This is a genomic window from uncultured Methanospirillum sp. (assembly GCF_963668415.2).
GTDB lineage: Archaea > Halobacteriota > Methanomicrobia > Methanomicrobiales > Methanospirillaceae > Methanospirillum.
This window is the reverse complement of sequence record NZ_CAXXDL010000001.1, coordinates 1,739,399-1,749,843: the sequence shown is the minus strand read 5'-3', so window position 1 is coordinate 1,749,843 and position 10,445 is coordinate 1,739,399. Positions and strand designations below refer to the sequence as shown.

The following is a 10,445-nucleotide window of genomic DNA, read 5'->3' as shown; positions in this document are numbered from 1 at the left end:
TCGTATATGTTGACGGCACTCCACAAAAGAGGTGCGTTTCTTAGTGCGTTTGTTCAAATGTGGTAGACACCAGATTGTCTAGAACTTCAGAGAGGTTGTTATTCAAACCGGTGATCACCTGAATAGTCCTTTTATTTTCTGAGTTGAACTCCTGTACCCTTTCTACAACCCTCGGAACCATCCCGCCCGATGTCAGGATCAGGGATCTTCTTCCATTCATGGCATGAAGGATACATTTGTCGATGACCGCATAGGTATAATCAGGGATCACACCCCATTGGCGGGCACAGATCTTTGCCCTGCTTCCCATCGCTCCAATTGTCCGAATCTCCTTATCCTCAACAATTCTTTTGATCATCTCCTGATCAGCCAGTGCCACATCAACCACTGTGATCACACCACATCCATGACTATGGAGTTGCATTCCCCCATGGCGATCACATTCAATAATCCTGATCATATCAAGGATGGAACGCGGCATCTGAGAATCGTTTCTGACACCACGCCGGATCAGTTCAGTATATAACTCTACGATCACCGGCATTTTAAGCCGTGCCCGGCGGACCAGTTCCTTGTCCGCAAATGCCTGTTCAGGAGTTCCTCTTGCTATGATCTCCCCTTTTTCCATCAGGATGATCGTATCAGCCCATGAATATGCAAGTTCGACATCATGGGTTGATATGATGATAGTCTTTCCCTGATGGTGAAGTTCCTCGAGAAGATCCATGATATCTTCTGATCCTGCAGGATCGAGCATGCTGGTTGGTTCATCAAGGATGAGAACTTCAGGATCCATTGCAAGAATGCCTGCAATAGCTACTCTCTTCTTTTCTCCTCCTGATAATTGATGAGGAGGCCTCCTTTCAAATCCTTCAAGCCCGACCTGATGGAGAGCGGTGAGCACAACGGATTCAATTTTTTCCCGCGAATATTCAAGATTTGCAGGCCCGAATGCCACATCCTGCCATACTGTCGGCGCTATGATCTGCCGGTCGGCATCCTGAAAAACGAACCCGATCTTCTGTCGTAAATTTCGGAGTGAGGTGCGGGAGTATTTCAGGAGTTCTCCATGAAACCGGATTTCTCCGGCATCCGGACGAAGCATTCCATTAAGCATCAGGAGAAGTGTTGATTTCCCTGCCCCATTTGCCCCGACCAGAGCGATCTTTGCTTTTGACTCAATCGGGAAGGTGATATCCCGTAGTGCATTATTCTTTCCCAGGTACCTGAATGAAACACCAGAGATCTCCAAAATAGGATTCATCTGCACCACCATGATTTTTCAAATGGTCCGACATTCTTTCGGAACGCGGGGAATAACCCAAAGAAACCAGAGAGTTCAGAGAGAAACTCATGTTCCTGAAAAGATAAGAAAAGTATAATGATACATCCCCAGGAGTTCGTATTGAGGAAATAAGTTTTGAATTAAGTCCAAATAAATTGATCAGTCTCTCTGTTAATAATCCGTCCGGGGTTTTATAGAGATATCAGGCAGACAACCATAAGACTTCGCGCAGAAGTCATAATCCGCCAACAATGAGACCTCAATAAACATTTAGAGCGACTATACCCAGATAACCGGAGAAGTAGAATTCAAAAAAAGGATCAATAACCCAAAAGTCAGGATCTCTGGAGAGGAATATCCGAAGGAAATATATAGAATATGATGTAACTTTATTATCCCACGCTCACCACGAACGTGGTAGACGGCTCAAACGTTGTTGTTTGGGGGTGAATGCCTACAAAGGTATATAAGCCTTCGAACACAACATTAGAGGCCGTTTAGATGGGAGCCCGAACTGTGAACAGCGATGTTGCAACGGGTTCGACATAGGAATACTGATGGTGTGGACATCTGTCCGCACCCGCCAATAGTCCGAGCAAGTGTGCGTTGCGAAAAGTAACCAAACAAATTCTGGTTGATCCTGCCAGAGGCCACTGCTATCGGGGTTTGACTAAGCCATGCGAGTCGAGAGGTGCAAGACCTCGGCGAACTGCTCAGTAACACGTGGACAATCTGCCCTGAAGAAGAGAATAATCCCGGGAAACTGGGGGTAATGCTCTATAGTCCGGGAGAACTGGAATGTTCTCCGGATGAAAGATCCGTCGCTTCAGGATGAGTCTGCGGCCGATTAGGTAGTTGTTGGGGTAAAAGCCCAACAAGCCTGTCATCGGTACGGGTTGTGGGAGCAAGAGCCCGGAGATGGATTCTGAGACACGAATCCAGGCCCTACGGGGCGCAGCAGGCGCGAAAACTTTACAATGCGGGCAACCGTGATAAGGAAACCCCGAGTGCCACCACAGGGTGGCTGTCCACCAGTGTAAACAACTGGTGAAGAAAGGGCCGGGCAAGACCGGTGCCAGCCGCCGCGGTAATACCGGCGGCTCGAGTGGTGGCCGCTTTTACTGGGCTTAAAGGGTCCGTAGCTGGATCTGTGTGTCCCTTGAGAAATCCATCGGCTTAACTGATGGGCGTTCAGGGGAAACTGCAGTTCTAGGGACCGGGAGAGGTGAGAGGTACTGCCGGGGTAGGAGTGAAATCCTGTAATCCCGGTGGGACGACCTATGGCGAAGGCATCTCACCAGAACGGCTCCGACAGTGAGGGACGAAAGCTGGGGGAGCAAACCGGATTAGATACCCGGGTAGTCCCAGCTGTAAACGATGCGCATTAGGTGTGTCAGTGACCACGTGTCACTGAGGTGCCGAAGGGAAACCGTGAAATGCGCCGCCTGGGGAGTACGGTCGCAAGGCTGAAACTTAAAGGAATTGGCGGGGGAGCACCACAACGGGTGGAGCCTGCGGTTTAATCGGACTCAACGCCGGAAATCTCACCGGATAAGACAGCTGAATGATAGTCGGGATGAAGACTCTACTTGACTAGCTGAGAGGAGGTGCATGGCCGTCGTCAGTTCGTACTGTGAAGCATCCTGTTTAGTCAGGCAACGAGCGAGACCCACGCCAACAATTGCCAGCTTGACCTTCGGGTCGATGGGGACATCGTTGGGACCGCCTCTGCTAAAGGGGAGGAAGGAATGGGCAACGGTAGGTCAGCATGCCCCGAATTATCCGGGCTACACGCGGGCTACAATGGTTGGGACAATGGGTTCCGACACCGAAAGGTGAAGGCAATCTCCTAAACCCAGTCTAAGTTCGGATTGCGGGTTGTAACTCACCCGCATGAAGCTGGAATCCGTAGTAATCGCGTTTCACCATAGCGCGGTGAATATGTCCCTGCTCCTTGCACACACCGCCCGTCAAACCACCCGAGTGAGGTCTTGATGAGGCGACGCCAAATGGCGCTGTCGAATCTGGGTTTCGCAAGGGGGGTTAAGTCGTAACAAGGTAGCCGTAGGGGAATCTGCGGCTGGATCACCTCCTAACGATTTATAAGCGGTATTATTGCAACGGGTGCCGGACAGACCATAAAACCATCAGTATTCCAAATAAAATGGTGGGCTCGTAGCTCAGTTGGAAGAGCGCGGCGTTTGCAACGCCGAGGCCTGGGGTTCAAATCCCCACGGGTCCACTGCCAGTGCACCAGGTGATGCAAATCGCCGGGGAAGGGCTTGAGACCCCGTGAAATCGGGGCGATGATAGGCCGTGTATAGGAATTGCTGCGTTTAGGACGTTAAATGGGTTTGACGGAACTGGACGAGCTTTATACCTGTCAGTGGATGGCTCGGTTTGGGAGCCGACGAAGGGCGTGCCAAGCTGCGATAAGCCCCGGGTAGGCGCATGGAGCCTATGAACCGGGGATTCCCTAATGGGCCATCCTGATACGTTACGTATCAATCCTGTATAGGATGGGGAACGCCCCGAATTGAAACATCTTAGTAGGGGCAGGAGAAGAAACCAAACGGGATGTCGTTATTAGAGGCGATCGAAAGCGACAGAGTTCAAACTGAATCCTTCGGGAGATGTGGTGTTGATAGGCCCGCCGTATGGGACATATTTCCAGAACAGAAGTTGTCTGGAACGGCATACTACAGAGGGTGACAGTCCCGTATGTGTATGGAAATGTGCTCTGGCGGAGTCCTGAGTAACGTGGGTCGGAATTCCCGCGTGAATCCGGGGGTCACTAACCTCCAAAACTAAATACTCCCCAAAACCGATAGCGTAATAGTAGCGTGAGCGAAAGCTGAAAAGCAACCCTAGAAAGGTGTTGAAAAGTGCCTGAAACTGACAGGTGATAGCGTGTTATGGCGCGAAAGGATCTTTCAAGCGAAGGAATCCGCAGTGATGCGGTAGTACGGGTTTGAATGCCGGTGTCATAACGTACGTTTTGAAGAACGGGCCAAAGAGTTTATTCTGCTGGCGAAGGTTAATTCTTAAAAGGAAGGAACCGAAGGGAAACCAACAAGTCCGTAGCCGTAAGGTGTGGGACGGCGTATTAATAATGCGCGGAGTCAACAGGATAAGACCCGAAGCCTGGCGATCTATGCGTGGGCAGATTGAAGCGTGCCGAAAGGTGCGTGGAGGATCGCAAGCGGTTTTGATATGCAAATCATTCGCGTGACCTGCGTATAGGAGTGAAAGATTAATCGAGCCAGGCATCCGCTGGTTCCTCTCGAAACATGCCGTAGCATGACCTGACCGGAGATCGACAGTGAGGTAGAGCACTGATTGGGGAAGTGGGTGACGAAAGTCGTCCCTCTCCTGTCAAACTCCAAATTCCCTGTCATCTAAGATGGTCGGAAGTCCGCATTACGGGGTAAGCTTGTAATGCGTAAGGGAGACAACCCAGACCGTGGTTAATGTCCCTCAGTGCAGGCTCAGTGTAAACACTGAAAGTGGTCCTGGGTCAAAGACAACTGGAAGGTGAGCTTAGAAGCAGCTACCCTTTAAAAAGTGCGTAACAGCTTACCAGTCAAGATTCAGGGCGCTGAAAATGGACGGGGCTTAAGCCTGCCACAGATACCACGGACCATACGTAAGTATGATGGCGTAGAGAGGCGTTCTGCATGGGCGGAAGCAGGGTCGTAAGGTCCTGTGGACCGTGTAGAAATGAAAATTTTGGCAGTAGTAGAAGCTTAAGTATGGTGAGAATCCATACCGCCGCAGGGGCCAGGTTTCCTCGACAATGTTCGTCAGTCGAGGGTTAGTCGGTCCTAAGTTGCACCGTAACTCGAGTGTAGCGAAAGGGAAACAGGTTAATATTCCTGTACCTGCTCCAGACAATCCTGACGCTTCCGGATATGCTCAGCGGGACTGTCGTCCCGTCTAAGCGGTATATGCGACTCGGAGTACCGTAATGGTGAGAAGGTTGCTAACCCGTTATGGGGTAACAGAGCAAATTCCAGGAGCCCGTGAAAAGGGTGGATGCAGTCCGTACCAAGAACTGACACAGGTGCCCCTCGCTGAGAAGGCGAAGGCGTGTCGGAATTAATCGTGTTAAGGGAACTCGGCAAATTAGCCCTGTAACTTCGGGATAAGGGGTGCCTGCCCAGAGATTGGGCAGGTCGCAGTGACAAGGGCGCTCCGACTGTCTAATAACAACATAGCAGACTGCAACTCCGAAAGGACTAGTATAGTCTGTGATTCCTGCCCAGTGCGAGTATCTGAACACCGGGTTCAACCGGACGAAGGACTCGTAAACGGCGGGGGTAACTATGACCCTCTTAAGGTAGCGTAGTACCTTGTCGCTTAATTGGCGACTTGCATGAATGGAATAACGAGAGCGCTACTGTCCCTAACACGAATCCGTTGAACCTTTTGTACTAGTGCAGAGACTAGTGACTCCTTATGGGAAGTGAAGACCCCGTGGAGCTTTACTGCAGCCTGTCGTTGGATTACGGTATTACCTGCGCAGGGTAGATGGGAGGCGTCGATCCAACTCTTGTGGGAGTTGGTTAGCCAACGATGAGACACCATCCTGGTTTTATTGTAATTCTAACTGAATTGTTTCAGGACATCGATAGGTAGGCAGTTTGGGTGGGGCGCCACACCCTCGAAAAAATATCAAGGGTGCCCTAAGGTCAACTCAAGCGGGTCAGAAACCCGCTGGAGAGTGTCAAGAGCATAAGTTGGCCTGACGCGATTGCGCATAGCAAGCAATCGCGAGAGGAAACTCGGGTCTAACGAACCAATACGCCCTTTTGGTGAGGGCTATTGACTACAGAAAAGCTACCCCGGGGATAACAGAGTCGTCGCCGGCAAGAGCACATATCGACCCGGCGGCTTGCTACCTCGATGTCGGTTCTTTCCATCCTGGCTGTGCAGCAGCAGCCAAGGGTGAGGTTGTTCGCCTATTAAAGGGGATCGTGAGCTGGGTTTAGACCGTCGTGAGACAGGTCGGTTACTATCTATAAGGAGTGTCAGAAGTCTGAAGGGAAGAATGAAATAGTACGAGAGGAACTTTCATTCGGCGCCTCTGGTCGATCGGTTGTCTGACAAGGCACTGCCGAGCAGCTACGCGCCAAGAGATAAAAGCTGAAAGCATCTAAGCTTGAAACTTACCCCAAAAAGAGACTTCAACAAGACCCGGATAGAAGATCCGGTTGATAGGATCGGGATGTACGCACGAAGGCAACGACGTGTTCAGTCCGCGATTACTAACAGTCTTATTCTTCCAGTTCTTCAAACCCAGACGAAATTCTAAACGCAGCACATTCCAATACATAGTCTTGACTAACTCAAGCTAAGCCAAGGTGGCGGAGCGGCCACGCGGTTGACTGCAGATCAACTATACTCCGGTTCAAATCCGGACCTTGGCTCTCAATAGCGGCCAAAGCAGGTGTGTCACACCCGGTCTCTTTCCGAACCCGGAAGTTAAGACACCTCACGTAGAAGCCAGTACTGAGGTACGCGAGTCCTCGGGAGAACTTCTACGCTGCTATTGTTCTAAAAATCGTAAACTCTATTGTATAGTCTTTGTAACATTCGGTTACAGATGTTGGTTCAGTCCAACAGGGGCTTTCAATAGCGGCCAAAGCAGGTGTGATACACCCGGTCTCTTTCCGAACCCGGAAGTTAAGACATCTCACGTAAGAGCCAGTACTGAGGTACGCGAGTCCTCGGGAGAACCCTTACGCTGCTATTGTTCTATGAAGAGACTCTTTTGTTAATCTTATAAACATTTAAGTTACGTACTACTAGTTCTTTTCTTTCATATACCTCATCAATGAATGCTTTAACCTGATTATTCTTAAAAGCGAATAATTACCTTCATGTCAATAATCTATCATAATGAGTTCTCTCGATCCTGGTCTTTTTGATAAAAACTATCCAATCCTGATTACGAATGCATATTCATCGGATAAGAAAATTGACATTTTCATTGACGAAATTGGATTAATTAAAGATATTGGGGAAAACATCTCAAAAAAGTATGACAATGAAGCCGTATTCAGTATAGATGCCGAGGGAATGGCAATTTTACCGGGATTTGTAAACCTGCATACTCATGCAGCAATGACCTTATTCAGAGGTTATGCTGATGATATGGCATTTAATCAGTGGCTTTACGAAAAAATACTTCCCACTGAAGCCGTGATGACCCCTGATGATGTCTATAAGGGAACCCGGTTGGCTTGTCTTGAAATGATTAGATCCGGGACCACGACATTTCTTGATATGTACTTTTTTGAACTGGATGTCGCCAGAGCAGTCCGTGACATGAATATGAGGGCTGTATTATCATCAGTATATACTGATTTTGGAGATTCAGACCTTATAGATCAAAGGAAAAAAGATGCTGAAAAATATGTGCAGACAGTAAAATCCTGGAATAATGATCTGATAACGCCAGGAATCGGGCCCCATGCAGTATATTCTGTAACACCTCAAAGCATGGAATGGTGTCGGGAATTTTCACATCAATTTCATGTTCCAATCCATCTCCATATGAGTGAAACTGAGACCGAAGTCCTCGATTGCCAAAAAAACCATCAAACAACACCAACCGGTCTTCTTTACCGGCATGGATTACTTACTCCTGAAACCGTTGCTGCTCATTGTTGTTGGATAAACGAAGCAGATTGTTTGATTCTTGGGAATGAAGGGGTTCATGTTGCACATAATCCGGTCAGCAACATGAAACTCACCGTTGGAAAGACAATGCCTTATCAATGGCTCAAGGATGCAAAGGTGAATGTCGGATTGGGAACTGACGGGTGTGCTTCCAATAACAACCTCGACATGATGGAAACAATGCGAATCGCTGTAATGTTACAGAGGTTTTCGTGGAATGACCGCTCACTTCTTCCACCACAGGAGCTTCTCTCTCTTGCTACCCATGCCGGTTCCCGTGCTCTTGGACTATCTACTGGTGTTCTTCAGATTGGGAGGCCTGCAGATCTAATTCTTTTGAAATCATCCGGAATTTTTCCTGGCAAAAATGGATTTTCACCAGAACAGATACTGACACGGAGTTCCGGAACCCGGGTTGATACTACAATCTGTAATGGGCGGCTCCTTATGTTACATGAGTACGTTCCTGGAGAAGAAGAGATAATGAATGAAGCATCACATGCCGCAGAACAACTGGTCAGAAGAGTTAATCAATAATTTGAATCTTTCTTGCACACCCCATATCATCCTTATTTTTTTAAAATCATGATGGTAATGTCATCTGATTGCGGTTCTTCTTTTATAAATTCGTGGATTTCCTGAAGAATGACCTGTATTATGTCTGTTGCAGATTTCTGGTGATATTCAGAGATAACTCTGCATAAATTTTCCTCTGAAAACATAATTCCTTCAGAATTCATAGCTTCAGTTACCCCATCTGAATAGATTACCAGTACATCTCCTGTATGGAGATCAATATTTTTTTGTTCATAGGACGCGGTATCCATCAGACCGATGACCGGCCCATTTGAATCAAGCATCTCAATACTGCCATCAGAGCGATAGAGAATAGGTGGATTATGACCAGCGTTCACATACTGGAGTCGGGCATTGGAAATATCCAACATCGCATAAAACATGGTAATGAAACTTACCGTTCCCGAATCTTCGATGAAGATATTGTTTGAAGCCTGAAGAATTTCGATCGGTTTTATTGTCCACCTGGAGAGAACTCTGATGATTGTGCTTGACAAAGCCATTATTAGTGAAGCAGCAACTCCTTTCCCTGCTACATCTGCAAGAACCAGGGTGCAAGTTCCTTTTTCCCGTGAGAAGATATCAAAAAAGTCTCCACCTACATCTAGTGCTGGAATGTTAATAGCTGCTAAATCATACCCTTCGGGAATTGAAATTTTAGTGGGAAGAATCGCTTGCTGAATGTGTGATGCAACCTGTAACTCAGTTCTTCTTCGTTCAAGTTCTTCACTATATTGTTTTATTTTTTTTATCATCTGATTGATGCTGAGCTGCAGATCAGAAAACTCCTCAGTATTCATACCTCCAATAGTATGATCCAGGTCACCACCGGCAATCTGTCTGACATCATCCATTATTGTCTTGATTGATATGGAAATTCGTTTTGAAATGATAAATGCAAGTATAATGCCGGCAATGATAGCTAAAAAGCTTAAAACAACGAATTTGCTAATTAACCCCTGGAGAAGTGATTCTCTGCGTTCTTTACCATATTCAATCACGACCACAATACTATCATCTGAAACGGCATCAGGATCCTTCAGGTCGATGAATAGGTATTTTATCAAATTTCCAGAGTCACTGTTTATTTCAGAGAAATGACTCCGTTCCTCTATTGCTTTTTGTATTAGGGGTGAAGCGGTAGTATTTTGTTTTGCCATACTGCCTTTTGCATACCATTCGGCAGAACAGAATTGATAAACGGTATAAATCTGGATTTTATTAATATCTGTGTTTATCTTCCCGATTTTCTCAATCATTTCCTGGTACGATAATTGAGTTCTGCTATCTGCAAATTCATCTGATTTTATTCCTATTTCAAGAACAAACCGATGATCTGGAGTTGGTATATATCCAAATTTCGTAAGTTCTCCGCTTACAGTAGAGTCGTTTAAATCCTGGGCAGAATGAACGACCCGGTCTTTTACTGAGCGGATACCAAGTCGAACAGATGTCAATGATGTATAAAATTGAGGAAACTGTTTACTGGTATCTAGTCCCTGAACGTGAGGTTCATTGGTATAGGTGATGATCCCATCGGCGTTGAAAATATAGAGGCTGACAGTGCGGTTGATCTCCTTGCTGAATGTGGAACTGAGAACATCAAGATCCATATTCTCCGGGCTTGCATTACTTCTATTGTAAGCATCAAGATATTTTTGTAATAATTTTTCCGTATCTGGATTTAATGTATCATCGATCAGCTTGAGTCCGTCGTTCACCAGATCCACTGATTCAATAATATTTTTTTCCGAATATGCCTGCATAATTTCATTTTCATATAGAATGTCCTCCTTTGCAGAAAGATACGAAAATAGAATTACCCCGCCAACGACTATGGCAATAACGAGTATGATATTTATTATTAGATAATTACGAATTGAATTTTTCAAAATTATCA

The 10,445-nt window shown here is 46.8% G+C and carries 3 protein-coding genes, 2 tRNA genes and 4 rRNA genes; 7 read left to right on the top strand and 2 right to left on the bottom strand.

Features of this window, described 5'->3' with window-relative positions; translation table 11 throughout:
* Positions 1-40: 40 nt before the first annotated feature.
* Positions 41-1,264: an ATP-binding cassette domain-containing protein gene (locus ACHZA2_RS08155; RefSeq protein ID WP_319579300.1), complete on the bottom strand. Its 1,224-nt coding sequence runs from the start codon at positions 1,262-1,264 to the stop codon at positions 41-43.
* Positions 1,265-1,912: 648 nt separating this feature from the next.
* On the opposite strand from ACHZA2_RS08155, the gene ACHZA2_RS08150 reads away from it, so the two are divergent.
* The 7 genes from ACHZA2_RS08150 to ACHZA2_RS08120 all read left to right on the top strand — a co-directional run bounded on the left by ACHZA2_RS08150 (position 1,913) and on the right by ACHZA2_RS08120 (position 8,506).
* Positions 1,913-3,379, top strand: a 16S ribosomal RNA gene (locus ACHZA2_RS08150).
* A 75-nt stretch (positions 3,380-3,454) separates the two neighbouring features.
* Positions 3,455-3,527 (top strand) — tRNA-Ala (locus tag ACHZA2_RS08145).
* Between the two features lie 118 nt (positions 3,528-3,645).
* Positions 3,646-6,576: ribosomal RNA gene (locus tag ACHZA2_RS08140) — 23S ribosomal RNA — on the top strand.
* A gap of 66 nt (positions 6,577-6,642) precedes the next feature.
* Positions 6,643-6,714, top strand: a tRNA-Cys gene (locus tag ACHZA2_RS08135).
* 3 nt (positions 6,715-6,717) lie between these two features.
* Positions 6,718-6,839: ribosomal RNA gene (gene rrf / locus ACHZA2_RS08130) — 5S ribosomal RNA — on the top strand.
* A 79-nt stretch (positions 6,840-6,918) separates the two neighbouring features.
* Positions 6,919-7,040, top strand: a 5S ribosomal RNA gene (rrf, locus tag ACHZA2_RS08125).
* Together the 16S, 23S and 5S rRNA genes with 2 tRNA genes alongside form the textbook arrangement of a ribosomal RNA operon.
* A gap of 326 nt (positions 7,041-7,366) precedes the next feature.
* On the top strand, positions 7,367-8,506 hold the full coding sequence (locus ACHZA2_RS08120; RefSeq protein WP_319579299.1) for an amidohydrolase: 1,140 nt from the start codon (positions 7,367-7,369) through the stop codon (positions 8,504-8,506).
* 32 nt (positions 8,507-8,538) lie between these two features.
* Here ACHZA2_RS08120 and ACHZA2_RS08115 read toward each other — a convergent pair whose 3' ends face one another.
* Positions 8,539-10,437 carry a PP2C family protein-serine/threonine phosphatase gene (locus ACHZA2_RS08115; protein WP_319579298.1) on the bottom strand — a complete coding sequence of 633 codons (1,899 nt, stop codon included), beginning with the start codon at positions 10,435-10,437 and terminating at the stop codon, positions 8,539-8,541.
* Positions 10,438-10,445 lie beyond the last annotated feature (8 nt).